Below are 24,919 nucleotides of genomic sequence, written 5' to 3'. Positions count from 1 at the left end.
GCCGCAGCCGCTGATTGCCAGGCAAGCGCCGTCATGTCCGAAGCGATGGAGGGCACGCCATGATCGCGCGCCTGATCCATGCTTGCATCGCCAATCGCGTGCTGGTGCTGGTTGCCGCCGCGCTGCTGGCGGTGGTCGGCATCTGGTCGATAAAGAACACGCCGCTGGATGCGCTGCCGGACCTGTCGGATACCCAAGTCATCATCCGCACGCAATGGGCTGGGCAAACCCCGCGTATCATCGAAGACCAAGTCACCTACCCGTTGGCCACCACGATGTTGTCCGTGCCGGGCGTGAAAGCGGTACGCGGCTTCTCCTTCTTCGGTGATTCGTTCGTCTACATCCTGTTTGACGATGCCACTGATCTGTACTGGGCTCGCTCTCGAGTGCTCGAGTACTTGAGCCAGGTGCGCGATCGACTTCCGCCGAATGTGAATCCGGCGCTGGGTCCTGATGCGACAGGGCTGGGCTGGATCTACCAGTACGCCTTGGTGGATCGGACCGGTCAACGTGATGTGGGGCAGCTGCGTGCGTTGCAGGACTGGTTTCTTCGTTATGAGCTAAAAACCGTGCCGGACGTGGCTGAAGTAGCCAGTGTGGGCGGTGCGGTGCGCGCCTGGCAGATCCAGCCGGATCCGCAGGCGTTGGCGGCCCGTGGACTGACGGTGGCCGAGCTCATCGAGGCGGTGGATGCGGCCAACGGCGCTACCGGGGGCTCCGTGATCGAACAAGGCGAAGCCGAACTGATGGTGCGTAGCGAAGGCTACCTGCGCACACAGGAGGCGTTCGAACAGGTGCCGGTAACCGGCAACGACGGCATCCCCGTCTTGCTCGGCGAGGTGGCCACGATCAGTCGCGGGCCGGTCTTCCGTCGTGGTATCGCAGAGTCGGATGGTCAAGGTGAGGTGGCCGGCGGCGTGATCGTCCTGCGGACCGGCAAGGATGCCTTGGGGGCCATTCGGAACGTCAAAGCGCGACTGCAGGCGTTGCAATCCAGCTTGCCCGAAGGCGTGGAAGTGGTGGCGGTGTACGACCGCTCCGAGCTAATCCAGGATGCGGTACGCAACCTCACCCATAAGCTTGGTGAAGAGTTCCTGGTCGTAGCGCTGGTATGCCTGCTGTTCCTGTGGCACCTACGCTCGGCGTTGGTGGCCGTCATCACCCTACCCTTGGGTATCCTAGCGGCCTTCATCGTGATGCACGCCCAGGGGATCTCCGCCAACTTGCTGTCGTTAGGAGGCATCGCCATCGCCATTGGTGCGATGGTCGATGCAGCGGTGGTGATGATCGAAAATGCACACAAGCATCTGGAGCACTGGCGGGAGGAGCACGGTCGGGAACCCCAGGGTGAGGAGCGCTGGCAGTTGATGGCCCGCTCGGCGGCCGAGGTCGGACCGGCCCTGTTCGCGAGCTTGCTGGTCATCACCCTATCCTTCGTGCCGGTTTTTGCCCTGCAGGCGCAGGAAGGGCGTTTATTCTCGCCCTTGGCCTACACCAAGACCTACGCGATGGCCGCCGCAGCAGGGTTGTCGGTGACCTTGATCCCCGTGCTGATGGGCTACCTGATCCGCGGCCACATCCGGCCGGAACAACAGAACCCCATAAATCGCATCCTGATCGCCGGATACCGGCCCATTCTGTTGTGGGTCCTCAAACATCCCGGTGTCACCTTGCTGCTCAGTGGCCTGCTGCTGGTGCTCACCTTGATCCCCTTTAGCCGGTTGGGCAGTGAATTCATGCCACCCTTGGAAGAAGGCAGCCTGCTGTACATGCCCACTGCGTTGCCAGGCCTGTCAGCCGACAAGGCGCGCCAGTTGCTTCAGCTCTCAGGACGGATGATCAAAACCGTACCGGAGGTCGAGCACGTGTTCGGCAAGGCCGGCCGTGCCGAAAGTGCGACCGATCCGGCACCTATGGAAATGTTTGAGACCACCGTGACCTTCAAGCCGCGGGATCAATGGCGCCCGGGCATGACCCTTCAGAAGCTACGCCAAGAGTTGGACGCCGCGGTCAAGATTCCCGGTCTAACCAATCTATGGGTACCGCCCATTCGCAATCGCATCGATATGTTGGCCACCGGCATCAAAAGCCCGATTGGGATCAAGGTCTCCGGACCAGATGTGGAGCAGATCGAGCGCCTGAGCCAGCAGATCGAGCAGGTGGCCAAGACTGTGCCCGGCGTGAGTTCGGCACTGGCCGAACGCGTCACCGGCGGGCGCTATGTCGATGTACAGGTGCGCCCGGAAATCGCTGCGCGTTATGGATTCACTCAAGGCCAACTCCAGCAACTGATTGCCACGGTCGTTGGCGGCGATCCAATCGGGGAAACGATCGAGGGGCGCGAGCGCTATCCCATCGTCTTGCGCTACCCCCGTGGCCAGCGCGACTCATTGCAGGCCTTGCAGGATCTGCCGCTGATCGCGCCAGGCGGTGTGCAACTGACCTTGAGCCAGGTGGCGGAGCTGTCAATCAGCCCAGGCCCGCCGATGCTCAAGAGCGATAACGGCCGGTTGGTGGGCTACATCTACGTCGATGTGGCCGATCGCGACTTAGGATCGGTGGTCCAGGACCTGCAAGCCGCGATGCAGACCCAGGTGAGTTTGCCTGCCGGCTATGGTCTGGCCTGGTCGGGGCAGTACGAGTATCTGCAACGGGCATTGGCACGCCTGCAATGGGTGGTGCCCGCGGCGTTGGCGATCATCTTCCTGGTCATCTGGATGGTGTTTCGCCGGCTCAGCGATGTATCCATCATCCTGCTCAGCTTGCCCTTGGCGTTGGTGGGCGGTTTCTGGTTGATCTGGGGGCTGGGCCATGCGATTTCGGTAGCCAGCATGATCGGATTCATCGCCCTGGGTGGCGTTGCGGCTGAGTTCGGCGTCATCATGTTGCTGTACCTGCGTCATGCTTGGGAGCAGCGCTTGGCCAGCGGTGCGCCGGAAGATGTGTCTACCCTGCAAGAGGCTATCTACGAAGGTGCCGTGCAGCGGGTGCGCCCGAAGGCGATGACGGTAGCCGTCATCCTGGCCGGGTTGTTTCCGCTGTTCGTTGGTGCCGGTGCCGGCTCGGAGGTCATGCAACGTATCGCCGCGCCGATGCTGGGTGGCATGCTCACCGCACCGGTGCTCTCTATGGTGGTGATTCCCGCAGCGTTCTATCTGGTGCGGCGACGTGGATTGCGCGCGGCGCGGGGCGACCAATGAGAGACAGACTGAGCACCTGAGGTCCGTCCCCACAAAAAGACGCGAGTCATGGAAGAAGTCATGACTGGCGTCAAAGGGGAGAGTACCGCCTACGTGCCTACTTGTCAGTGCCCGGCGTGCGGGGAAATCTCAAAGCTCAGCGACGCCCGATCCGACACAAAATCCAAAGCCTTTTGTGTAGAGGGCACCATGTGATTGGTGTGGATGTACCAGGTCTTGGCGGTGGTCACCTGGAAACTGGCTTGGCCTTGGGCATCGGTGCGCAGGAGCGTAGCGCTACCGTGCCCGCCCTTGACCGGTGCATCAGCACGATGACCGACGTACACGCGTAGGTTGGGCACTGGCGTGCCCTGCTGCAGCACTTGGAACGACAGCTGTTCGCCGACCTTCACGCTTCCAGGATTGCGGGTCAAGCGGATCTCCAACGGATAGCCCAGCGAGGCAGCGAAGTCGTCGGTCAGTTTCGTGCCCACCTGTCCAATGGCACGGGCATGCTTGGTATAGCTATAGGTGACCCCTTTGGGGAACTTGCTTGCGTCATAGGTGGCCAGCGTATCGGGCAAGTCTTCCAGCTCCAGGTACTTGCCGAACTCGCTGGCCGTACGTGTGCTGGTGGAAGCCATCGTCGAGACACCCAGCAGATAGGTGCCCTCGCCCGCCGGATGGACGGTGAGCTGGCTTTGCTTGCCGATCTCTTTCCAACTGGCCAGGTCCGGGGCGGCCTTGGCACCGTCCTGGCTCAGCGAAACGTCCTGTAGACGCGCTCGGGTGACTGCGCCAGCACTTTCATCGAAGGTGCCGTTGTTCACCAAGGCGGTGTTCGCCTCGCCCGCTGCGGTGCCAGGCTTGGAGAAAGCGACAAACAGGTCGTGCGCACCGGCACTGCCGGCCACAGCGAACAGCAGTAGTGTGGCGGATAGTTGCGTGTTTCTCATGATGTGTAGCTCCTCGTGATCGTGGCTTACCAGTGGTAACCAAAGCGGACATTCCAGCGACGACCCAGCAAGTCGTACGTCATGGTGTCGGTGTCGGTGTTGGGGTTGTTCTTCACGAACGGCGCCTTCTTATCGAGCACTTTTTCAACGCCGGCGGAGATATCCCATTTCTTCTTGATGCCGTAGCTCAGTTGCAGGCTGTGGTACACCACGCTGGACACATGCGAGCCGATCGTGTCGGGCACGGCGATGATGTCGTCCGCGCTGCCGATGTACTGCGCCGAATAGACGCCGGTCCAACGGTTCTTGCCCATACGCAGTGAGCCCAAGCCACGCCACTGGGTGTAGCTACCCAAGCCGCTGGTGATCTTGCCGGCGTACTCAATGGTGGTGGCCCCGGGCGTGAGCGCCCCCAACCCACGCGGGGTGAGTCTGGAGGTCCTGGAAGCCCTGCTGGATCTGGTCATGGCCTCGGGCAAGGTACGTGTGGTCGACGTGGCGGAACTGTGTCCGCCCCTGGATCCGGATCAAGCCACCGCACGTGTGGCCGCGCGTTTGATCCACCGAATGGTCAGTGCGCAGGCTCAGTGAAGTGATATCGGCTGGCAAAAGGCAGTGAGCTAACGGGAACGCTCAGCCAGCAACTGCTTCATTTGCGCGATCTCCTGTGTCTGCGAGGTAATAATGTCCTGGCAGAGCTTCACCAACTCAGGATCCTTCAGACGATTCTCCTCACACATCAGGATGGCGCCAGCGTGGTGGGGAATCATCGAACGGATGAACTGCTTGTCAGTGACCGCTGCTTGAGTGCGAATGCCCCACCAGCAGAACAGCATGAACGCCACCGTCAGACCAGCCAGAATCAGATTGCGTCGGCGATCGGGGTACATGCTGGACATTAGCCACAGCTCGATCAGCAGCATGGGAGCGGCCATCAGGCCCGCCATGTAGAACTGGTTGACGTTGTTATAGACGTTAGCCCACTGATCGACCATTGCGTACATCAATGCGTACATGGCCACGAAAGACAGGCCCATCATCAACAACAGGCGGCCGTAATGGCCTTGATGCCCTTGTTGTGCCTGGTGGGCAGGTTGGTGTGAGGCGTGCGGTTTTGCGTGCTGGGACTGCGGGTCTTGCGCGTTTTCGTGCGTACCGTGCGAAGAGGACATAACAATCTCCGTGGGAATGGCAGAACGGCGGAAGAACCCGGGAACTGTTGGAACAGCTCCCGGGCTGAGAACACTTACATACCCTTGCCGGCAGCGAATTCCTGCGGGCTCAGCTTGCCGTCTTTGTTGCTATCGAGCATGCCAAAGTGCGGCGCCAGCTTGTGCTTGGCCAGTTCTTCCTTGGACAGCGAGCCGTCCTTGTTGGCATCGAGCTTGGTGAAATCGGCATCGGCCGCCGCCGGCTTGTGCTGACCGTGGTCGGTGGTGGGCGTGGTGGTCTGGCCGCCGGCGAAGGCCGCGCCCGCCATCAGGAACAAGGCCATCATCGAGAGGGAGGCATAACGCTTCATTGCAGTACTCCTTGTGGGATATGAGCCATCAGTGACAGGAATGGCCGCGCGCAGGCTCATCGGCGCGGTCAGGGTGGGGGGTGGCAACAACGGTGGAGCCGGACAAACGCAGGGCATTGGCGACCACCGAAACCGAGCTCACGCTCATGGCGAGCGCCGCGACCATCGGACTCAGTAGGATCCCGAACGCGGGGTAGAGCACCCCGGCCGCGAGCGGAACCCCGAGCGCGTTGTAGACGAACGCGAAGGTGAGGTTCTGCTTCATGTTGGCCACGGTGGCCTGAGAGATCTTCCGGGCGCGCAGGATGCCGCGCAGGTCGCCCTTGACCAGGGTGATCTGCGCGCTCGACATCGCGACGTCGGTGCCAGTACCCATGGCAATGCCGACGTCGGCGGCGGCCAGCGCCGGCGCGTCGTTGATGCCGTCGCCCGCCATCGCCACCCGCCGGCCTTCGCGCTTGAGGCGCTGCACCAGTTCGGCCTTGTCCTCGGGGCGGACCTCGCCATGCACTTCGTCCAGGCCCAACTCTGTGGCCACAGCCCGTGCGGTGGTGAGCCCGTCGCCGGTGGCCATGATGATGCGCAGCCCGGCGGCGTGCAGCTCATTGATGGCGGCCGCGGCCGACGCCTTGATCGGGTCTGCGACCGCGATCAGACCCGCCAGGCGACCGTCCACGGCGAGGAACATGGCGCTCGCACCCTCGCGGCGCAGACGCTCGGCGACGTCGACATGCGCACCGGGATCGGCGCCCAGATCATCCATGAGGGCGGTATTGCCCAGCGCAAGCGCGCGACCGGCGACGGTTCCGCGCACACCCATGCCGGTCACCGAGTCGAAGTCCTCCACGCGGTCGAACTCGAAGTTCCGGCGTCGGGCCTCGGCCACGATGGCATCGGCCAGCGGATGCTCGCTGCCCTGGTCCAGGCTGGCCGCCAGGTGCAGCACCTGGTCGGCGTCGAAGCCCTCGAAGGCCACGACTTCCTTGAACGCGGGGCGTCCTTCGGTGAGGGTGCCGGTCTTGTCGACGATGAGGGTATCGATGCGGCGCATGTGCTCGATGGCCTCGGCATCGCGGAACAACACGCCCACCTGTGCCGCCTTGCCGGTGGCGACCATGATCGACATCGGCGTGGCCAGACCCAGCGCGCAGGGGCAGGCGATGATCAACACCGAAACCGCGTTCAGGATGGCAAAGGTCCAGGCCGGCTCCGGGCCGAAGAAGCCCCAGATGAAGAAGGTGGCCACCGCGATCGCCAGGACCGCGAGCACGAACCAGTAGGCGACGGTATCGGCCATCCGCTGCATCGGCGCGCGAGCGCGCTGCGCCTGCGCGACCAGCTGCACGATCTGCGACAGCACAGTGTCGGAACCCACCTTGGCGGCGCGGATCACCAGCGCGCCGGTGCCGTTCTGGGTCGCGCCGATGACCTGATCGCCAGTGGTTTTCTCGACCGGGATCGGCTCGCCGGTGAGCATCGACTCGTCGACCCTGGAGCGGCCTTCCACCACTTCGCCATCCACCGGCAACTTTTCGCCGGGTCGCACGCGCAGGTGGTCGCCGACATGCACGTGGGTTAGCGGGATGTCTTCCTCGGTGCCGTCGGCATTGACCCGCCGGGCTTCCTTGGGCGCCAGACCAAGCAGGCCCTTGATTGCCGCGGACGTTTTCGAACGCGCTCGTAGCTCCAGCATCTGGCCGAGCAGCGTCAGCGACACGATCACCGCCGCCGCCTCGTAATACACGCCGATGCGCCCATGTTCGGTAAACGACGGTGGGAACAAGCCGGGTGCCAGCGTGGCGACCAGGCTGTAGCCAAAGGCGGCCGCAACGCCAATCCCGATGAGGGTGAACATGTTCGGGCTGCGGTTGCGGATCGACTGCACGCAGCGCTCGAAGAACGGCCAGCCGGCCCACAGCACGACTGGTGTGGTCAAGACCAGCTCGACCCAGGTCTGCACGTCGATCGACAACGGCAGGATCTGCACGTCGCCCAGCACGACACGCGGGAGGTACTGGCCGAACATGGCCAGCACGAGCGTCACCACAGTCAGCGGAAGCGTCCACCAGAACCGGCGCGAGAAGTCGCGAAGTTCCGGATTGTCATCGTCCTCCAGGCTCGGCATTTCCGGCTCCAGCGCCATGCCGCAGAAGGGACAGTTGCCTGGACCTTGTTGCCGGACTTCCGGGTGCATCGGGCAGGTGTAGATGGCGCCGGGCTGTGCCACCTCGGGTTCGTCCTGGGGCGTCAGATAGCGCTCCGGATCGGCCACGAACTTCGCGCGGCATCGCTCCGAGCAGAAGTGGAAAGGTGTGTCGGCGTGGGTCGCATGATGCTGCGTCGTGGCGGGATCGACCTGCATGCCACAGACCGGATCGGTGACCCGTCCATCCGCAGCCTCGACAGGGGCTGCGCCTGCAGAATGGTGATGGTCATGGGACGACGGTGAGTTCATGCCGATGCTCGCTTTAGTGGGGATGGACTGCCAAGGCAGTGTGCCATTGCGGGTTACACAGCTATTCGGGGCTGAGCGTCCCGAGCACTGAAACAACAATCAGGATCAAGATGGCCAGCGCGGCCTCAGCCGTAACACTCTGCCGCAAAGCCCGCACCTCCTGCGCGGGATCTCCGCTGGTCAGCGCTCGTTCCAAGCGCGGCACCAGCGTCCATCGGTGCAGCGCTCCCAAACCCAGCATTCCAGCGAACAGGGCCAGTTTGAACAGCAGCAACTTCCCGTAGGTGCTCTGGAACAGGGCCGAAAACGACCACGCGGTGAGATCCCCGTAGTGCGCGATGCCGGACACGATGAGCGCACCAACGAAGATCGTTCCCAGCGTCGAAAAACCATGCAGAAAGTCATGCGTTGATCGCAGACGCCCGCTGCCGTTCGTCTCTTTGCCGCGCAGCAGCATGGCAAGGAACATCAGGACCGCTGCGATCCAGCCGCCTGCCGCGAGAAGATGGACGATGCCTGCAGCAAGCCGGACCGCGCCTGCCAAGCCCTCGCCAGCGGCGGCGTGGCCGTTCCATGCCAGCGAAGCGAGTGCGCCGCCCGCCAGCATCGCCCCCAGCGGGAAGGCGGTCTCCACCTTCCCGCGGCGACGATGCCATCCGAGCACGAACATCAGGGCGACCAGCAGCGCGCCTCTCGCCATGGCTGCCCGGCCCGCGGACGTCTCGAGCAGATACCAGCCAAGCGATCCGCGATCAACCTCGGCAAGCGGCATTCCCATGATGCCCGCGGTCTTGAAGACGACATCGAGCCCGGTGAGCACGAGACCGGCTACGGCACCCGCCAATAGAACGCCCATGAGTGACCACCCGGCCAAGGCGTCGGCGAGTGCCGATCGACGCGACCCGTACCAACCGAAGAGTGGAACCCCGAAAAGAACCATGATGACAAGGTATTCCAAGAATCTCAGTGCATAAGCCGACAGGTCGAACATTCGCGACTCCTCAGCGCACCGTGAAGCTGAAGCTGCCCGGCATGGGGTGGTTGTCACCACCGACGGCGCGGTATTCCACGGTATAGACGCCCGGAGCCAGCGGTCCAGGCAACTTGGCACGCAGGGTCTTGCCGTTGTTGACGATCTCGGTCGTGAAATTCTCGATCGGCATGGTGGAACTGCCGTGCTTCATGAGCAACTTGAGACGCGACGCCCGCGGAATCAATGTCTCGTTGAACACGAGATCGATCTGGCCTGGCGAGGCCACCACCGCATTTGCCGCCGGTGTGGACTGCTGCAGCGCGGCGTGGGCGTGCGCGACCTGCAGCGAAAACTGCCCGGCCGCGATTGCGAGGACGAGCGCGAAGGAGCGAATGACGTTGGACGACTTCATATGGATAAATCCTCATTGGAATGTGATGCAAAGCCCGTTCGGGAGGGGCCGCGCTGTGTTCGATGCGACAAGCGTTAGATGTCGGACTGTCACCGAAACCACGATTTGTCGGATTTTCTTGATACTTCCGCTTTCGCGAGACGAGGATCCCACCGGCTCAGGCGGGATCCTCGACGCATTACGCTGCCATGGCGCTGCAGCTTTCCGCGCAGCGGCGACAAACTTCGGCGCAGCGCGTCATCTCAGGGTCGTTCATGGCGTCGCATGCATCGGCGCACTGGCGGCAGATCTCCGCGCAGGCACCGCAAACCACGTCGTGAACGATGGCACCGCGCAGCATCGCGTCGGCACTGGTTGCGCAGGTATCGGCACACGTCGCCAACAGGGCGATATGCTCCGGGGCCGCGTGAACACCTCCTTTGGTCAGGCAGTAGTTGATCGTCTCCAGGCAGATCGCATGGCATTGCGTGCAGTTGTCGATGCACTCGTTCATGGCCTGGGGCCGGTGTGCTGCGGAATGGTGAGTCATGTAGTTCTCCTTCTTCCTCGCGGGCGAGAATCGGCGCGCCCGCAACACCGTCCCCTGTTGCTGCGACGGATCAGTGCTGTGCGAACGGTTCAGTGGTTCCGTCGCGATGGATCAGCTCGACCGTGAACGGCTGCTGGCGTCCCTCCGGGACCTCCATGCCCGGAGAACCAAGCGGCATCCCTGGGAGGACCAGGCCGCGTGCGTTCGGCTTTTCTTCGAGGAGACGCTTGATGTCCGCGGCCGGAACGTGGCCTTCGATGACGTATCCGCCGATCTCGGCCGTGTGGCAGGAGCCCTTTGCATAGGGGACACCCAACCGCTCCTTGACCAGACCCAGGTCATCCATGTCGTGCACATCCACGGTGAATCCCGCCTTCTGCACGTGGTCGATCCAGACACCGCAGCACCCGCAGGTCGGGGTCTTGTGGACGGTCATGCGTGGCAGGGCTGCTGGAGTCGCGTCGGCTGATGGGACGACAACCTGTGCGGAGGGCGAGGTTGTGGGTTGCGCGGATGAAGCATCCTGGGTGCAAGCACCCAGACCAGCCACGGCAAGGACCACAAAAGTCAGACGGTGCAATGTGAGCGTAGTCATTTCAATCTCTCGACTCAGCGCTTGGTCCGCGAGGACCAGTGGATGTGGACGATCCGCCAGCCGTCCGCGGTCTCCTTCAGCACCATCGTCTCGGCGCTCTGGACGGTCAGTGGCTGGCCGTCCTTCTGGGCATGCAACTCGCTTTCGGTTCCGACCCACGCGAACTCGCCGGCGGCTCGTGCGCGCTGACGGAGCAGCTGGCGATGGGCGCCCTTGAGGAACGCCGCATCGCTGACTGCGTGATGGCCCATGTATTCCTCGCGGCTGCGTTCGGCGCCCCCGGACTCGAGGATGAGAACGTCGGCAGCGAGCAGGGCTTCGACCGTGGCCAGATCGCCGCTAGACAGGGCCCTGTTGAAACGCTCCGCTACGGCGACCGCGGCCTCTGCAGTGACTGGGACGTCGACGTCCGCAGATGCCGCGGCAGCGGGGTGATGTGCGTGCGGCTGTGTCGCCTGCGCCATTGCGGGGGACACGACGGCCAGTGCCAGTGCGAGGGTGAACGAGATTGCTGTTGCGTTCATTGCGTGGGCTCCAAGGAGATCAATGGGTGTGCGCATGGCCGTCATCGGCCACGGGCGTGTGTGGTGCAGGGTGCGACTCCACCTTGCCGTCGGGATGGCCGTGGCTCACCAACCCGACTTCCGTGTCGCTGGGTGTCGGGCCGTGGTGATCGTCGTCCACGCCCGGCGGGTGCGCATGCGGCATGGAGTTGTTGCCCGGCTCGAATAAGGCAGGGTGATCCTCGGCCTTTTCGTCGTCATGGTGGCCTTGCGTCTCGCCGCCGCCATGCGAATGGCCCTCGCTGCTGTCGACAAGTTCCTTGTACGCAGTCGCGTCCAGCGTGGGCAACTTCTGCAGGAAGGCCGACATGTTCCATATGAACTCATCGTCCATGCTGCCGCCCCAAGCGGGCATGCCGCTGGCCTTGATGCCGTGCTTGATCACCCAGAACGCCTCAGCTGGAGCGACCGGCTGTTTGCTTAGGTTCGGTGGCGCGGGGTACAGGCCCTTGCTCATCTCGGTGGCCGCCGCGTCTGGTGAAAGATGGCAGGTCACGCACATGGCGTTGTAGTTGCCCGCACCCTGGCGGATACGCTCAGGATCATCAAGGTTCGTGGGTAGCTGAAGCTTGGCGGCGCGCACCTCAATGGAACGCTCGCGCGCCGTTTCAAGTAGCGCATACACCGGGCGACTATGCGGATCGTCGGCGGCCACGTTGTACACGCCCAGAGAGACCGTGGCGGTTGCGACCACCGCAACCAATGCCACGCCGGCACCGAGCCATACCCACATCTTTTTGTTGGATTTCATTGTCAGTTCCCCTTAGAACCAGGTACGAAGGCCGATGACCAAGCGCGTGTCTTCAAAGGACTCGCCATGCTCGCGTCGCATGTCTGCGGTATTGCCAAACGCGCGCTCGTACACCACGCCGATGTAGGGAGCGAACTTTCGGGTGAACTCATAGCGAAGTCGTAGCCCCGCCTCAGCGGCACTCAGACCCGAACCTATCCCGCGCAATGGATCGTTCTTGCCATAGGCGGTGACTTCCACCAGCGGCTGCAAGATCAGCCGGTTGGTTAGCAGCAATTCGTACTCGGCCTCGACATTGGCGGCAGTCTGGCCCCCTTCGCCGAGATAGGCTGTGGCGGACACTTCGAACTTCATCGGCGCCAAGCCCTGTACACCGATAGCGGCGAAGTTCTGCGATGCCCCAGGCTTGAAGTCATGACGCACACCGGCCACCACATCCCACCACGTGGAGATACTGCGGCCGTAAAGCACTTCCAGATCAGCCGACTCGGTCTGACCATCCGTGCGTTCGCCTTCACTGCGGAGCCAGACGCGATTGAGGTCCGTACCGATCCAGCCCTGGCCCTCCCAGCCCAGCCCGGTGCCCGGATCGGCATCCCAGGTTTCCAGGCGATTGAGCAGCACGTAGCTCTTGATCGAGTTGTCATGCACCGGATGCGCGTGTTCCGGCGCGATGGCCGCCTTGCGATCCGCGTCCGTCACCGCGGGAATCGGGGTGCGCGGCTGCGTTGGCGCTGCAGGCCCGTGTCCCATCTGACTGTGGTCCATGCCCTCCATCGATTGCATTCCCGCTTCTGGTGTAGCGGGCGCGGGCGAATCATGGCCCATCTGCGAATGGTCCATCCCCTGCATCGCAGGCGTGGCCGTGCCGGAGGTGTCGGCTGCAGCGGGCTGTGCCATCTGACTGTGATCCATGCCCTGCATCGACTGCGCCTGCGCTGTGGGCGCCGCAGGTGTGCTCGCGGGCGAGCCGTGCCCCATCTGCGAATGGTCCATGCCCTGCATGGCAGGCTCGGCTGCGTTAGCCTGCGGCTCGGCGTGGCCCATCGCCGCATGATCGATCGTCGCTTCGCTCGTCTTGGCCGGTGTTGCAGGCTTTTGGGCTGGCGCAGGTTTTGATGTCGGCGCCTGATGTGCAGAGTGATCCTGAGTCTGGGTCTGCGCGCCCTGCTCCATCTGCATGGAGCCGTGCTGCATAGATTGGGCGCTGGCCGCATTGGCCAGGGCCAGCGAGATAGCCGTCAGCGCAGTCAGGGTGGTATCGCGTCTATTGATGTTCATTCGTCGACCCTCACCGTGCGCATCATTCCGGCTTCCATGTGATAAAGCAGGTGGCAATGGAACGCCCAGCTGCCCAACGCATCGGCACGCACGCGATACGTGCGTCGGCTACCTGGCGGCATATCCACCGTGTGCTTGCGCACCATGAAGTTGCCGTTGTCGTCCTCCACGTCACTCCACATGCCGTGCAAATGGATGGGATGGGTCATCATCGTGTCGTTAACCAATACGATGCGCATACGCTCGCCGTAGTTCAGCCGCAGCGGCTCGACATCGGAAAACTTCTGACCGTTGAAGCCCCAGGAGAATTTCTCCATGTGTCCGGTCAGATGCAGCTCGATCTCGCGACCGGGGTCGCGTCCGTCAGGGTCTTCAAAGGTGCTCTTGAGCATGGAATACGTCAGCACATGACGGCCGTTATCGCGCAGGCCATTGCCCGGATCATCCAAGCGCGAACTCACGCTCATGGCTTGGTTGTCCAACAGGGGATTGTTGGTCTCGCTAGCAGGGTGTGATTGCATGCCCCCGTGCTGCATGCCTGCCATGGCACCATCGCCGGCGGCGGGCATCGCATGGCCTGCATGGGCCGAGGTCGCGTTACCGCTGACAGGTGGGGTCATGCCAGGCATGCCCATGGCCGCACCACAGCCGCCTTCCATGCCCTTGCTGCCGCCAGACATATCCATCGACCCATGATCCATGCCCATGTCTGCCATCGTCAGCAGCGGCCGGGGATCCACAGACGGAACGGGCGCGCGTAATCCTTCGCGCACAGCGAGCGTGCCGCTGATGTAGCCGGTGCGACCGGAGTCTTGGGCAAAGATGGTGAATGCGTCCTGCCCGGAGGGCTCCACGATCACATCGAAGGTTTCTGCTACCGCGATGCGGAACTCGTCGACGGAAACCGGATGGACATACAAGCCATCTGCCGCCACCACGGTCATCTTCAGCCCCGGAATACGCACATCGAAGTACGTCATGGCAGAGCCATTGATGAAACGCAGGCGCACCTTCTCGCCACTGCGGAACAAACCGGTCCAGTTGCCCAGTGAGGTCGTGCCGTTCATCAGGTAGGTGTAGGTGTTGGCGTTGACGTCGGACAGGTCCGTGGGCGTCATCCGCATCACGCCCCACATCTTGCGATCTTCCAACGTGGCCGACAGGCCGTTGCGCTTCACATCGCGCGCAAAATCGCCGACCGTGCGCTTGTAGTAATTGTCATGGCCCGGCATCTTCTTCAAACGATCGAACAGGGCCGTCGGGTCCAGGTCTGTCCAATCGCTCAGCATCACGACGTAGTCGCGATCGAAACTGAAGGGCTCCGGCTCCAATGGGTCGATGACGATCGGGCCATAGAGCCCGGCTTGTTCCTGGAACCCTGAGTGGCTGTGGTACCAGTAGGTTCCGCCCTGATGCAGGGTGAACCGGTAGTGGTAGGTCTCACCACGTCCGATACCGTCAAAGCTCAGACCCGGCACGCCGTCCATGTTGGCCGGCAAAATGATGCCGTGCCAATGGATGGAGGTGTCCGCGCCATGGATGGAGTTAGCGGGCAATGCATTAGAGACGCGCAAGTTGACCGTGGTGCCTTCCCGCCACCGCAGCAACGGCGCCGGAACGGACCCGTTGACCGTGATCGCGGTGCGGGTCTTGCCGGTGAAGTTCATCGGCGTCTCGCCAATGGTCAGGTCAAACTCAGTGCCCGATAGTACGTTGGGTTGTCCCGGCCCCTTGAGCGCCCAACTGGCTTTGGGCCAGAAACCTAATCCTGCGACTGCGCCTCCCAAGGCCAAGCCTTGGACAAATCGCCGCCGCGAAGGCAGCAGCGGTCCACCGCGTGGACCACGAAAATCATCATGCGACATGAAAATGCTCCAAGCGTCGTGTTGCCACCGGCGGGCGGTGGTACAGAGCGGGCGGCTGGCCTAAACAGGCATGCAAGCCACACCAACGGCGCCATTGCGGCGCCTAGGGACGCTTAGCCGATCGGTGGTCGGATCAGATGAGGCAAGGCAGGTGCCGCATGCCCTAGGGGCAGCGGCATGACATCCAGGCCCAAGGCCAGTTGCACCGAAACATGCAGGCGCGCAGGAAGTGCGCTCGCGCAAGCGTGTACGCAGGCGCACCGGCACGCAGAAGACTTGCAACAGTCGGGACCGGCATGGTCGCCATGCCCAGTGCCAGCCTTTTCAATCGATGTGGCATCGGGATGATGCTCAGCACTGTGATCGGCGAAGCAGTCTTCGTCGACTTGCACCGCGGCAGCCACTTCGCTGGCCTGCTCTTCCATGACCGGGTTCATACTGACGGACGCAAACGCCGACCACGCGCCGTTAAGCACGAGCATGGCGATCAGGAACAGTCGCAGTAGAAGTGAGGAGGCTGACACGGGCGACATGGTATATCACTTTAGACAAGGCGCGTGTGTATCGGTCGTGAACAAAATCTCAAGTAAGCCTGAGATGTCGCGACTTGTCAGTCGCACTAGCCGCGGACACTGCAGCTCCCTCCAGAAGCGCCCAAAGGGCGGGTTGAGGCGAAGAGTTGCCCATAGGGCGAGCGCTTGTTCGGTTTACTTCTCGGGCGTGGCCTCGATCAGCTTCACCAACTCGCGCTTCTGCTGCTTGCTTAGCGAGCCCCAGCGCAGGAGCAACTTGGCCAGCAGATCATCGTCGGTGTAAAGGAAGGCGGCGGGGATCCCCAACGCTTGGGCCAACCGCTCAGCAATCTCCAGCATGGGCTCGTGCTTGCCACGCTCGTACTGGTTGATTCGGGGGCTGGCCACGTGAGGATCCAGACCGGCCCGGATGCCCAACTCCTTCTGCGACAAACCCGTGTGCAGGCGGGCTTGTTTGAGGCGTCGAGCGAAGGTCGGTGTTGAGTCGACGGACAAAGTCACGCGCGCACCCCATGGAGACCCCATAAGGATGGCGGATGTACCCTGCCTTGCATACTAAGATATTCTTAGCTTTGAGGCAACCGGCGACACCGGTAGCGCCCCCCCTCCCCCCCCCAGGAGCCACGCCGCTCCCTCATCCCCGGAAACCGCATGCCCGGAACCTCGTCAATGACGCCATCTGGGGTCGCCAGCATCGAGGAGTTGGGCCTTCGTGGCACCCTTTTCCTAGCCGCACTGTTAGCCGCGCAGCTACGACGCATACCGGTGGCGCCCACACGCCGCTCCACCTTGCTGGTGCTGGACACGCTGCGAGACTTGGCCTTGATCCAAGTTCCCTGGCCAGCGGATCGATGGCAGATCCGCCCCGATGCCGAGGTCACGCCCATCGAAGATCTGCAATGGGCTTTCGCCTGGTCTACCCACGAGCGCAGGCACCTGCTCCCGGTGCTGGAAGACCAACTCGGCGATATGGCACACGATGTAGACTTGGCGGACGCGAAACTGGAGCTGTGGGATGAACTTGCACTCTGGGAGACCGAGCAGTTTCTGGAGCAGCAATTGCTCAAACATCACTTCGACCCAGGCTGGGCACGTGATGTGGGGTTCGTCTTTCAATCCGGACCGCGGGGCTTGCCGATCGCGCGGTGGCGTTACTGCTGCTGGGCGGCGGTACGCCAAGGTGCCTCGGTGGCGATGCGTCTTGGCGTGCACGACAGCGCCCATGTGCGGGAAGCCATCTTTCAGGAGGTCCAGAAGCGCCTGCGCTACCTGATGACCAGTTCGCCCGAGCAAGGCATGTTCAAGCCCTATCATTTGGCACCGGAGTCCTCAGTAGCCAAACTGTTTGTAGATTGGGTCGTCCCTATGGAATGGGCGTACTGGACAGGTGAGCGCCACCCCAGCCGCTAGCAGACAAACGAGCAGCCTCGTCAGTCGGCTCCCCCATCTTGCGCATGGCCGCGCCGAGTTTTCTTCACCGCATTTTGTGCTGGCGTCAGTTGATTCAGTAGAGGCTCTAGCGCTTCAAGACGTGCATTGGCACGCAACGCATCGGCTTCAGCGCTCTCGCGGCGCTCACGCTCCCGCGCAAGGGTGTCTTGAACTTGAGCTAGCTCGTTGCGCATGGTATCCAAGGTCTTGGCGTCAGTCTTCCAGCGCTCCTGCAGTGCCAAATAGTCCGTCGCGGTCTGGCGCAACGCCACGACCTCGCTGTGTTGGCCTTCGTGGGCCTGTCGTAGCTGGGCAAGCTCACGCTCAATCCGCCCGTGGCGCTCCAGCCATTGACCATTGTCGCGGTTCAGCACCAACAGCTCCTGATTCTTCGCGCCCAAGGCTTCATTGGCCTGACGTAAGGCTACTTGCAGCTCTTGGACCTGATGCTCGTGACGGCGAAGCTCTTGCTCACGCTGCTCTTTGGTTGAAGTGCGGTAGTGCTCAAGCGCTTCCCGGGCATGGGCATGCTTGTCCTCCAGAGAACGCGTATGCGCCTCATGATCAGCCAGCCGCACCGTCATGCCAGCGATGCGCTCGTTCAACTGGGCGATTTCCGCGATCCTGTCACCTAGATTCTGTTGAAGGAGGGCGTGAGCAGCTTGCTCTTGGTGCAGGCTTGCTTCGGTGCGCTGCAGCCGACTGCTCAAGGCGGCAGCCTCCTCTTGGGCACCGGAAAGCGCCTGTTGCCGACTGTGGAGCTCAGCCTGATGGCGCTCACGCTCCTGGGTGAGGATGGCCTCTGCTTCCTCCTGGAGCCGCGAGGCCAAGCGCGCAACCAAGTCCTGCAAAGCATCACTAACGGCTACCGTCCTCGCCGGACCGCCGCCTTCCTCTCCTTCCAGTTCACGCAAGTAGCGGTGGATCGTGGTCTTGGAGCCCGTGTTGCCCAAGGCCACTCGCACCGCGTCGACTGACGGCTTCTTGCCTTGGGCCAGCAGCGCGTCGCGCGCCTTCTGGACGTCACTCTTATAGAGTCCTGCGCGCGCCATCGTGCCACCCCACTTTATTTCGTAATGTATTACATACCATGTAATTACATACTATTAAAGCAGGTAGACGACCGCTCGTCGGCGAAAATAGTTATACGGGATAATATTGAATTATCCCGCGTGATACCCCGTTGGGCCCGTCAGACAGACGTCAAGCAGTACGAAACCACCATTCCGTGAACTTCCGGCATGTACCGCGCTTCCAAGCAAGCACTCGCAGAGCTATGCTCATTCGCAATGCTCTCTTCCTTGGCCCCTCTTACGCGTAACCAACGCCCGTGTGCTCGGGTGGTCGTGTTGCCCTGCGCGGGTCGCCGATGAAGCTGCGCGCGTTCCGGACCCGTTCGCTCCGTCTGCGCTTTGCTTGGCTGGCATTGCTGGCGCTGTTGTTCCAGCAAATCGCGCTGGCCGCCTATGCGTGTCCCGTCAGCGAAACGCCACTGGAACCGCGGATGGTCATGGCCGGTTGCGAAGGCATGGAAATGCCCGATCCGCAGGTACCGGCCCTGTGCGACCAGCATTGTCTGCGGGATCACGTCACCAGCCAAGACCTCAAAGCGCCACAGGTGCCGTCGCTCGGCCTGCCGCCGGTGCACTTCGCGTTGACCGCGGCCTTACTGCCGCCGGTTGAAGCCCAGTACTACGAAGACGTGCCCACCTGCCGGTCCGACCCGCCGCCGGCGCAGCGCTTCTGTAGCCTGCAGATCTAGACCCCCAACGTAACTCGTCCCCGCGCTGCCGGATCCGCCGGCGCGCTCGTCGTTGCGTGTTCGGAGGTCTCATGTCGTTTTCTTCCCCGCTGCACCACCGGTGCAGCATTTGCCGTTTGCGCGTCTGGGTGCTCGCTTTCGGCTTGTTTGCCGTCGCTCCTGCCTGGTCTGCTACGGCCAGCATCACATTCGATGACGCGGTACGCTTGGCGGCCGAGCGCGCCCCGATGCTCCAGGCGCGTCAGTCGCAGATTGCGGCCAGCCAGGAAGAAGCCGTCCGCGCGGCGGCCTTGCCCGACCCTAGGTTGACGCTGGGCGTCGCCAATCTACCGGTAACGGGCGCCGACGCGTTCGACGCCAGCGCCGACTTCATGACCATGAAGCAGATCGGCGTGATGCAAGACTTTCCGGCTCATGCCAAGCGTCAGGTACGCCAGGCGGTCGCCGACCGCACCGTCGAGCAGGCACAGGCGCTGTCGGTGGCCGAACGACTCGCCGTGCGACAGGCCGTGGCGCGAGCCTGGATCGCCCAGTGGGCGGCGCAACGAGAAGTCACGGCGTTGCAGGCCCTGCGCGAACCAACCGGCATAGCCGTTCGCTCCGCCAAGGCACGGCTCGCCGGCGGCACCGGTTCGGCGGTCGACGCGATGGCGACGCAAAACGCCGCGCTGGAAGTGGAAAACCGCATCGACGACGCCGAGGCGTCGTTGGAAGCCGCGCGTGCCAGCTTGGCACGCTGGTTGGGCGAAGAACCGATGGCGCTTCGCATCGAGGGCGCACCGCCCGAGCTGATGACGCTGCCGGTTGCCCCAGCCACGCTGGTGGCCTCGGTCGATCGACAAGGGCCACTTCTGCCTTGGCACTCCCGCGAGACCATCGCCGAAGCGCAAGTCGATGCTGCCATTGCCGAGAAGCGGCCGGACTGGAGCCTCGGCGTGACTTACGGGCAGCGCGAACGCACGCCCGAAGGCCTGCCACGCAGCGACATGCTGATGGTCGAGTTCGCGATCGATCTGCCGTTGTTCCCGCGCAACCGGCAGGACCGCGGCGTGGCCGCGCGGCGTGCCGAACTGGACACGGTGGCCGCCGAACGCGAGGACGCCCGTCGTGCACAGGCCGAGCGCGTGCGCATGACCCTGGCCGAATGGGAAGGACTCAAGCGGCAGGTGGCGCGCAAGGAAACCGAGTCGCTCCCGCTGGCCCGTGACCGCGCGAAGACCGCGCTGGCCGCCTACGCCGCCGGCGCCGACCTGCAACCGTGGCTCGAAGCGCGCCGCGACGAAATCGAACTGCACGTGATGCACGCCCGCCACCTGGGCGAACTCGGCCGCGCCTGGGCGGCGCTGGCCTATCTGCTGCCCGAAGAGGAACGCTCGCCATGACGTACACGATGAATCGAGTGGCGATGATCGCCGCAGCGGCCGCACTGCTGGTGGCCGGCCTCGCCGGTGGTTACTGGTGGGCCCAGCGCGGAAGCGACCACGACATGGCGATAGCCGATGCACCGGCGACCGCTGCTGGCGAGCGCAAAGCGCTGTACTGGTACGACCCGATGGTGCCAGACCAGCACTTCGACAAGCCGGGCAAGTCGCCCTTCATGGACATGCAACTGGTGCCGAAGTACGCCGACGAAGTGGCCGGCGGTGGCGTCAACATCGACCCGGGCCTGCGGCAGAGCGTGGGCATCCGCACCGAGGAAGTCGAGGTCGGCCGGTTGGCGGCGACGATGCGCGTGCCAGGCACGCTGGCCTGGGATCTTCGCCGGGAAGCCGTGGTTAGCGCGGTGACCGAAGGCCTGGTGAGCCGGGTGCAAGTCAAGGCCCCGTACACGAGGGTCGCACGGGGTCAGCCGCTGGCGGCGTTGCTGGCACCAGGATGGAGCAGTGCGCTGGCCGAAGCGCAGGCGCTGCGCCATGCGCAGTCCGCGTCGGCACGGGAACTGCAGTCGGCCGCGCAGCAACGGCTGCGCGTACTCGGCGTGCCCGGCGGCCTGGGCCGCGACGGCAGCGTGACCTTGAGCGCACCGCACGACGGCGTGGTCACCGAAGTGCTAGCCCGCGAAGGCCAGACGGTGATGCCCGGCACACCGCTGTTCCGCGTCAACGGCACGGCCACGCTGTGGCTGGAGGCGGCGATCCCGCAGGCCGATGCGGCGCGGTTGCGACCGGGCACGCCGGTCGAGGCGGTCGTCAGCGCATTTCCGGGGCAGACCTTCGCAGGCGAAGTCGAAACCCTGCTGCCGCAAGTCGACACGGCAAGCCGCACGCAGCAGGCCCGGATCGTGCTGCGCAATCCCGACGGCGCGCTGGCGCCGGGCATGTTTGCCGAGGTGACGGTGCAGCCCGAAGGCGGCGCACCGGTACCACTGGTGCCCACCGAAGCGCTGATCGCCACCGGCACGGACAGTCGGGTGATCGTGCAGGACGCCAAGGGCGGCTTCCAGCCGGTGCGCGTGCGCACCGGCCGCAGTGGCGGTGGCCGCACCGAAATCCTCGCCGGGCTCAAGGGCGGCGAGCGCGTGGTCGTGTCGGGCCAGTTCCTGATCGACTCGGAGGCCAGTTTGTCGGGATTGCTCGGACGTCTTGAAACGGCCAAGGCGCCCGAAGCCGCGGGCCAAGCGGTCCTGCACGAGACTGAGGCCACCGTCGAGTCCATCGCCGGCGGACAGATCACCCTCGACCACGGCCCGTTCGCGACGCTGAACATGCCGGGCATGACGATGGCTTTTCCGCTGGCCAATCCGGACGTGGCCAAGGACATCCAGACTGGCGACCGCGTACACGCCTTTGTCCGCTCCGACGCCAAGGGACTGACGGTGGAACGGCTTGAGCCGATCGGAGAACGCGCGGGAGATCAACCATGATCGCCCACCTGATCCGCGCCTCCATCGCCAACCGCGCCCTCGTGCTGATGGCGGCCGTGCTGCTGGCTGCCGCCGGCCTGTGGTCGGCGCTACACACACCGCTGGATGCGCTGCCCGACCTGTCCGACACCCAGGTCATCATCCGCACCCAATGGCCCGGCCAGACGCCCCGCATCGTCGAAGACCAGGTCACCTATCCACTGACCACGACGATGTTGTCGGTGCCCGGCGTCACCGCCGTGCGTGGGTTCTCGTTCTTCGGAGACTCCTACGTCTACATCCTGTTCGACGACGACACCGACTTGTACTGGGCGCGCTCGCGCGTACTGGAGTACCTGAGCCAGGTCCGCGATCAATTGCCTCCAGACGTCAGTCCGGCCCTTGGGCCCGACGCCACGGGCTTGGGCTGGATCTACGAGTACGCCTTGGTGGACCGCACCGGCCAGCATGACCTGGGCCAGTTGCGGGCGCTGCAGGACTGGTTCCTGCGCTACGAGTTGAAGACCGTGCCCGACGTGGCCGAGGTCGCCAGCGTCGGCGGCATGGTGCGCGCTTGGCAGATCGTGCCCGACCCGCAGGCACTGGCGGCCCGCGACCTCACCGTGGCGCAGGTGATCGCGGCGGTGGATGCGGCCAACGGTGCCACCGGCGGCTCGGTGATCGAACAGGGCGAGGCCGAACTGATGGTGCGCAGCGAGGGCTACCTGCGCAGCCGCGAGGATTTCGAGCGCGTCCCCCTCAGCAGCACCGCCGCCGGCGTGCCCGTCCTGCTGGGCGAAGTGGCCACCATCACCCGTGGCCCGACCTTCCGCCGCGGCATCGCCGAACTCGACGGCGAGGGCGAAGTCGCCGGTGGCGTGATCGTGCTGCGCACCGGTAAGGATGCGTTGAGCGCGATCGAGAACGTCAAGGCAAGACTGAAGCAGTTGCAAGCCAGCCTGCCGGAGGGCGTGGAGATCGTGCCGGTCTATGACCGCTCCGAGCTCATCCATGGGGCCGTACGCAATCTCACCCACAAGCTGGGCGAGGAGTTCCTGGTGGTGGCGCTGGTGTGCGCTCTGTTTCTTTGGCACCTGCGTTCGGCACTGGTCGCGGTGATCACGCTGCCGCTTGGCGTGCTGGCCGCGTTCATCGTGATGCGCTACCAGGGCATCACCGCGAACCTGCTGTCGTTGGGCGGCATCGCCATCGCGATTGGCGCGATGGTCGACGGTGCCGTGGTGATGATCGAGAACGCGCACAAGCATCTGGAGCATTGGCGCGAAACCAACGGTCGTGACCCGGAGGGCGAGGAACGCTGGGATCTGATGGCCGCGTCGGCCATCGAGGTCGGTCCGGCACTGTTCGCAAGCCTGCTGGTGATCACCTTGTCGTTCGTGCCGGTGTTCGCGCTGCAGTCGCAGGAGGGCCGGCTGTTCTCCCCGCTGGCCTACACCAAGACCTATGCGATGGCGGCGGCGGCCGGTTTGTCGGTGACCCTGATCCCGGTGCTGATGGGTTACCTGATCCGCGGCCACATCCGTCCCGAGCAGGCCAACCCCGTCAATCGCGTGCTGATCGCCGGCTACCGGCCGGTGCTGGACTGGGTCCTGCGGCACCCGCGCCTGACGCTGGGTTTGAGCGGATTGTTGCTGCTGCTCACTGCCGTTCCCTATGCGCGCATCGGCAGCGAGTTCATGCCGCCGCTCGACGAGGGCACGTTGTTGTACATGCCCACAGCGCTGCCGGGGTTGTCGGCGGGAAAGTCCGGTCAGTTGCTGCAGCTTTCCGACCGCATGATCAAGACCGTGCCCGAGGTCGCGCACGTGTTCGGCAAGGCCGGCCGTGCCGATACCGCAACCGACCCGGCGCCGATCGAGATGTTCGAGACCACGGTGACGTTCAAGCCGCGCGATCAATGGCGGCCTGGCATGACCATGGACAAGTTGCGTGCTGAACTTGATGCGGCGGTGAAGGTGCCGGGTCTGACGAACCTGTGGGTGCCACCGATCCGCAACCGCATTGACATGCTTGCCACCGGCATCAAGAGCCCGATCGGGATCAAGGTGTCGGGGCCGGACACCCGGGTTATCGAGCAGATCAGCAGCGAACTTGAACGCCTCGCGAGAACGGTGCCCGGTGTGAGTTCCGCGTTGGCCGAGCGCGTGACCGGCGGTCGCTATGTTGATGTCAGCATCCGTCCGGAAGTCGCAGCCCGCTACGGCTTGAGCCAGGCGGATCTGCAGCAGCTCATCGCCACGGTCGTCGGTGGCGATCCCATCGGCGAGACCATCGAGGGCCGCGAGCGCTATCCCATTGTGCTGCGCTACCCCCGCGGGCAACGCGATTCGCTGGCGGCGCTAGCGCAATTGCCACTGGTGGCTCCAGGTGGCGTGGAACTCTCGCTGGGGCAAGTGGCCGATCTGACGCTGACGCCCGGACCGCCGATGCTCAAGAGCGAGAACGGACGTCTGGTCGGTTACATCTTCGTCGATGTCGCCGGCCGGGATCTCGGTTCGGTGGTGAAGGACCTGCAGCAGCGCACCGCCAAGGACATCACCTTGCCGCCGGGTTATGGCATTGCATGGTCGGGCCAGTACGAATACCTGGCGCGGGCGCTGGCTCGGTTGCAGTGGGTCGTGCCGGCCGCTCTGGCGATCATCTTTCTGCTCATCTACCTGGTGTTCCGCCGCTTCAGCGAGGCAGCCATCATTCTGCTGAGCGTGCCGCTGGCGCTGGTCGGCGGGCTGTGGCTGATCTGGGGACTCGGCCACGCGATGTCGATCGCAACCATGATCGGTTTCATCGCGTTGGGCGGCGTCGCCGCCGAGTTCGGCGTGATCATGCTGCTGTACCTGCGCCACGCTTGGGAGCGGCGCCTCGCTGCGGGCGAACCGGAGACTCTCGCCACGCTGGAGGCGGCCATCCGCGAAGGCGCGGTGCTGCGCGTGCGACCCAAGGCCATGACCGTCGCCGTGATCCTCGCCGGCCTGCTGCCCTTGTTCATCGGTGGCGGTGCCGGGTCGGAAGTCATGCAACGCATCGCCGCGCCGATGATCGGCGGGATGGTCACCGCGCCATTGCTGTCGATGCTGGTGATTCCGGCCGCGTATCGCCTGCTGCGTGGTCGCACTTTGTCACGAACCACGCCCGCGGCACCGCCGCCAGATGCCGCGACGTGTCAAAGACCACATTGAAATTGCTTTTATAACGGTGGCGGCAGGCCGACTGCGTTGCCGTCGCATGACTCTGCAGTCACCCTTCAATAAT

23 protein-coding genes are annotated in these 24,919 nt (G+C 63.8%); 7 read left to right on the top strand and 16 right to left on the bottom strand.

Annotation, left to right across the window (positions count from 1 at the left end):
* The first annotated feature begins 59 nt into the window (after nt 1-59).
* Entirely contained in the window at nt 60-3,200 is a 3,141-nt protein-coding gene (locus POS15_RS07150; protein WP_074058991.1) for a CusA/CzcA family heavy metal efflux RND transporter, read from the top strand.
* A gap of 104 nt (nt 3,201-3,304) precedes the next feature.
* Here the strand turns inward: POS15_RS07150 and POS15_RS07145 are convergent, their stop codons facing one another.
* Entirely contained in the window at nt 3,305-4,135 is an 831-nt protein-coding gene (locus POS15_RS07145; protein ID WP_005995738.1) for a DUF4198 domain-containing protein, read from the bottom strand.
* A 26-nt stretch (nt 4,136-4,161) separates the two neighbouring features.
* Entirely contained in the window at nt 4,162-4,449 is a 288-nt protein-coding gene (locus POS15_RS07140) for a TonB-dependent receptor (RefSeq protein WP_005413409.1), read from the bottom strand.
* An 88-nt stretch (nt 4,450-4,537) separates the two neighbouring features.
* Here POS15_RS07140 and POS15_RS07135 point away from each other — a divergent pair, with 88 nt between their 5' ends.
* Nucleotides 4,538-4,726, top strand: coding sequence for an arginase family protein (locus POS15_RS07135; protein ID WP_187756563.1), 189 nt, complete (start codon nt 4,538-4,540; stop codon nt 4,724-4,726).
* Nucleotides 4,727-4,755: 29 nt separating this feature from the next.
* On the opposite strand, the gene POS15_RS07130 is transcribed toward POS15_RS07135, so the two are convergent.
* The 13 genes from POS15_RS07130 to POS15_RS07070 form a co-directional block, all read right to left on the bottom strand.
* A complete protein-coding gene (locus POS15_RS07130; RefSeq protein WP_005995733.1) occupies nt 4,756-5,307 on the bottom strand; it encodes a DUF305 domain-containing protein in 552 nt (183 codons plus the stop codon).
* Nucleotides 5,308-5,381: 74 nt separating this feature from the next.
* On the bottom strand, nt 5,382-5,657 hold the full coding sequence (locus POS15_RS07125) for a hypothetical protein (RefSeq protein ID WP_005413412.1): 276 nt from the start codon (nt 5,655-5,657) through the stop codon (nt 5,382-5,384).
* Between the two features lie 28 nt (nt 5,658-5,685).
* Nucleotides 5,686-8,112, bottom strand: a complete 2,427-nt coding sequence (locus tag POS15_RS07120; RefSeq protein ID WP_074058989.1) for a heavy metal translocating P-type ATPase — start codon at nt 8,110-8,112, stop codon at nt 5,686-5,688.
* A 61-nt stretch (nt 8,113-8,173) separates the two neighbouring features.
* Nucleotides 8,174-9,103 carry a copper homeostasis membrane protein CopD gene (copD, locus tag POS15_RS07115; protein WP_005995728.1) on the bottom strand — a complete coding sequence of 310 codons (930 nt, stop codon included), beginning with the start codon at nt 9,101-9,103 and terminating at the stop codon, nt 8,174-8,176.
* A gap of 10 nt (nt 9,104-9,113) precedes the next feature.
* Nucleotides 9,114-9,497 (bottom strand): copper homeostasis periplasmic binding protein CopC, encoded by a 384-nt coding sequence (gene copC, locus POS15_RS07110; protein WP_005413416.1) that lies wholly within the window; start codon nt 9,495-9,497, stop codon nt 9,114-9,116.
* A gap of 178 nt (nt 9,498-9,675) precedes the next feature.
* Complete coding sequence (locus POS15_RS07105; protein ID WP_224096871.1) at nt 9,676-10,026, bottom strand: four-helix bundle copper-binding protein; 351 nt, start codon at nt 10,024-10,026, stop codon at nt 9,676-9,678.
* Nucleotides 10,027-10,096: 70 nt separating this feature from the next.
* Entirely contained in the window at nt 10,097-10,462 is a 366-nt protein-coding gene (locus POS15_RS07100) for a DUF411 domain-containing protein (protein ID WP_019184727.1), read from the bottom strand.
* 173 nt (nt 10,463-10,635) lie between these two features.
* Nucleotides 10,636-11,145, bottom strand: a complete 510-nt coding sequence (locus POS15_RS07095; protein ID WP_012480215.1) for a nuclear transport factor 2 family protein — start codon at nt 11,143-11,145, stop codon at nt 10,636-10,638.
* A gap of 19 nt (nt 11,146-11,164) precedes the next feature.
* Nucleotides 11,165-11,935, bottom strand: coding sequence for a cytochrome c (locus POS15_RS07090; protein WP_012480216.1), 771 nt, complete (start codon nt 11,933-11,935; stop codon nt 11,165-11,167).
* A 12-nt stretch (nt 11,936-11,947) separates the two neighbouring features.
* Nucleotides 11,948-13,216, bottom strand: coding sequence for a copper-binding protein CopB (locus POS15_RS07085; RefSeq protein ID WP_005413421.1), 1,269 nt, complete (start codon nt 13,214-13,216; stop codon nt 11,948-11,950).
* Nucleotides 13,213-15,081: a copper resistance system multicopper oxidase gene (locus POS15_RS07080; RefSeq protein WP_012480217.1), complete on the bottom strand. Its 1,869-nt coding sequence runs from the start codon at nt 15,079-15,081 to the stop codon at nt 13,213-13,215. The genes POS15_RS07085 and POS15_RS07080 overlap by 4 nt, the downstream gene beginning before the upstream one ends.
* A 113-nt stretch (nt 15,082-15,194) precedes the next feature.
* Nucleotides 15,195-15,614, bottom strand: coding sequence for a transcriptional regulator CopL (copL, locus tag POS15_RS07075; protein WP_074058987.1), 420 nt, complete (start codon nt 15,612-15,614; stop codon nt 15,195-15,197).
* Nucleotides 15,615-15,788: 174 nt separating this feature from the next.
* Nucleotides 15,789-16,139 (bottom strand): helix-turn-helix transcriptional regulator, encoded by a 351-nt coding sequence (locus tag POS15_RS07070; RefSeq protein ID WP_043033515.1) that lies wholly within the window; start codon nt 16,137-16,139, stop codon nt 15,789-15,791.
* A gap of 126 nt (nt 16,140-16,265) precedes the next feature.
* Between POS15_RS07070 and POS15_RS07065 the strand changes: the two genes are divergently transcribed.
* The gene (locus POS15_RS07065) at nt 16,266-17,024 is read left to right on the top strand and encodes a hypothetical protein (protein WP_223293216.1); all 759 of its coding nucleotides are present in this window, start codon (nt 16,266-16,268) and stop codon (nt 17,022-17,024) included.
* A gap of 20 nt (nt 17,025-17,044) precedes the next feature.
* Here the strand turns inward: POS15_RS07065 and POS15_RS07060 are convergent, their stop codons facing one another.
* Nucleotides 17,045-18,097 (bottom strand): DNA-binding protein, encoded by a 1,053-nt coding sequence (locus POS15_RS07060; RefSeq protein WP_032961134.1) that lies wholly within the window; start codon nt 18,095-18,097, stop codon nt 17,045-17,047.
* A gap of 317 nt (nt 18,098-18,414) precedes the next feature.
* On the opposite strand from POS15_RS07060, the gene POS15_RS07055 reads away from it, so the two are divergent.
* From POS15_RS07055 to POS15_RS07040, 4 genes are all read left to right on the top strand, one after another.
* Nucleotides 18,415-18,807 (top strand): hypothetical protein, encoded by a 393-nt coding sequence (locus POS15_RS07055; protein ID WP_102789625.1) that lies wholly within the window; start codon nt 18,415-18,417, stop codon nt 18,805-18,807.
* Nucleotides 18,808-18,878: 71 nt separating this feature from the next.
* A complete protein-coding gene (locus tag POS15_RS07050) occupies nt 18,879-20,189 on the top strand; it encodes a TolC family protein (RefSeq protein WP_102789626.1) in 1,311 nt (436 codons plus the stop codon).
* Nucleotides 20,186-21,670 carry an efflux RND transporter periplasmic adaptor subunit gene (locus POS15_RS07045; protein ID WP_167390410.1) on the top strand — a complete coding sequence of 495 codons (1,485 nt, stop codon included), beginning with the start codon at nt 20,186-20,188 and terminating at the stop codon, nt 21,668-21,670. Before POS15_RS07050 ends, POS15_RS07045 begins: the two co-directional genes overlap by 4 nt.
* Nucleotides 21,667-24,846 carry a CusA/CzcA family heavy metal efflux RND transporter gene (locus POS15_RS07040; RefSeq protein ID WP_102789627.1) on the top strand — a complete coding sequence of 1,060 codons (3,180 nt, stop codon included), beginning with the start codon at nt 21,667-21,669 and terminating at the stop codon, nt 24,844-24,846. Before POS15_RS07045 ends, POS15_RS07040 begins: the two co-directional genes overlap by 4 nt.
* Nucleotides 24,847-24,919 lie beyond the last annotated feature (73 nt).

It is taken from the genome of Stenotrophomonas sp. BIO128-Bstrain, from assembly GCF_030128875.1.
GTDB lineage: Bacteria > Pseudomonadota > Gammaproteobacteria > Xanthomonadales > Xanthomonadaceae > Stenotrophomonas > Stenotrophomonas bentonitica_A.
This window is presented reverse-complemented; position numbering and strand designations above follow the sequence as displayed.

Coding starts and splice junctions, on each gene's coding strand:
- POS15_RS07150 (WP_074058991.1), top strand. CDS start 60: ATGATCGCGCGCCTGATCCATGCTTGCATCGCCAATCGCGTGCTGGTG.
- POS15_RS07145 (WP_005995738.1), bottom strand. CDS start 4,135: ATGAGAAACACGCAACTATCCGCCACACTACTGCTGTTCGCTGTGGCC.
- POS15_RS07140 (WP_005413409.1), bottom strand. CDS start 4,449: ATGGGCAAGAACCGTTGGACCGGCGTCTATTCGGCGCAGTACATCGGC.
- POS15_RS07130 (WP_005995733.1), bottom strand. CDS start 5,307: ATGTCCTCTTCGCACGGTACGCACGAAAACGCGCAAGACCCGCAGTCC.
- POS15_RS07125 (WP_005413412.1), bottom strand. CDS start 5,657: ATGAAGCGTTATGCCTCCCTCTCGATGATGGCCTTGTTCCTGATGGCG.
- POS15_RS07120 (WP_074058989.1), bottom strand. CDS start 8,112: ATGAACTCACCGTCGTCCCATGACCATCACCATTCTGCAGGCGCAGCC.
- copD (WP_005995728.1), bottom strand. CDS start 9,103: ATGTTCGACCTGTCGGCTTATGCACTGAGATTCTTGGAATACCTTGTC.
- copC (WP_005413416.1), bottom strand. CDS start 9,497: ATGAAGTCGTCCAACGTCATTCGCTCCTTCGCGCTCGTCCTCGCAATC.
- POS15_RS07105 (WP_224096871.1), bottom strand. CDS start 10,026: ATGACTCACCATTCCGCAGCACACCGGCCCCAGGCCATGAACGAGTGC.
- POS15_RS07100 (WP_019184727.1), bottom strand. CDS start 10,462: ATGACCGTCCACAAGACCCCGACCTGCGGGTGCTGCGGTGTCTGGATC.
- POS15_RS07095 (WP_012480215.1), bottom strand. CDS start 11,145: ATGAACGCAACAGCAATCTCGTTCACCCTCGCACTGGCACTGGCCGTC.
- POS15_RS07090 (WP_012480216.1), bottom strand. CDS start 11,935: ATGAAATCCAACAAAAAGATGTGGGTATGGCTCGGTGCCGGCGTGGCA.
- POS15_RS07085 (WP_005413421.1), bottom strand. CDS start 13,216: ATGAACATCAATAGACGCGATACCACCCTGACTGCGCTGACGGCTATC.
- POS15_RS07080 (WP_012480217.1), bottom strand. CDS start 15,081: ATGTCGCATGATGATTTTCGTGGTCCACGCGGTGGACCGCTGCTGCCT.
- copL (WP_074058987.1), bottom strand. CDS start 15,614: ATGTCGCCCGTGTCAGCCTCCTCACTTCTACTGCGACTGTTCCTGATC.
- POS15_RS07070 (WP_043033515.1), bottom strand. CDS start 16,139: ATGGGGTCTCCATGGGGTGCGCGCGTGACTTTGTCCGTCGACTCAACA.
- POS15_RS07065 (WP_223293216.1), top strand. CDS start 16,266: ATGCCCGGAACCTCGTCAATGACGCCATCTGGGGTCGCCAGCATCGAG.
- POS15_RS07060 (WP_032961134.1), bottom strand. CDS start 18,097: ATGGCGCGCGCAGGACTCTATAAGAGTGACGTCCAGAAGGCGCGCGAC.
- POS15_RS07055 (WP_102789625.1), top strand. CDS start 18,415: ATGAAGCTGCGCGCGTTCCGGACCCGTTCGCTCCGTCTGCGCTTTGCT.
- POS15_RS07050 (WP_102789626.1), top strand. CDS start 18,879: ATGTCGTTTTCTTCCCCGCTGCACCACCGGTGCAGCATTTGCCGTTTG.
- POS15_RS07045 (WP_167390410.1), top strand. CDS start 20,186: ATGACGTACACGATGAATCGAGTGGCGATGATCGCCGCAGCGGCCGCA.
- POS15_RS07040 (WP_102789627.1), top strand. CDS start 21,667: ATGATCGCCCACCTGATCCGCGCCTCCATCGCCAACCGCGCCCTCGTG.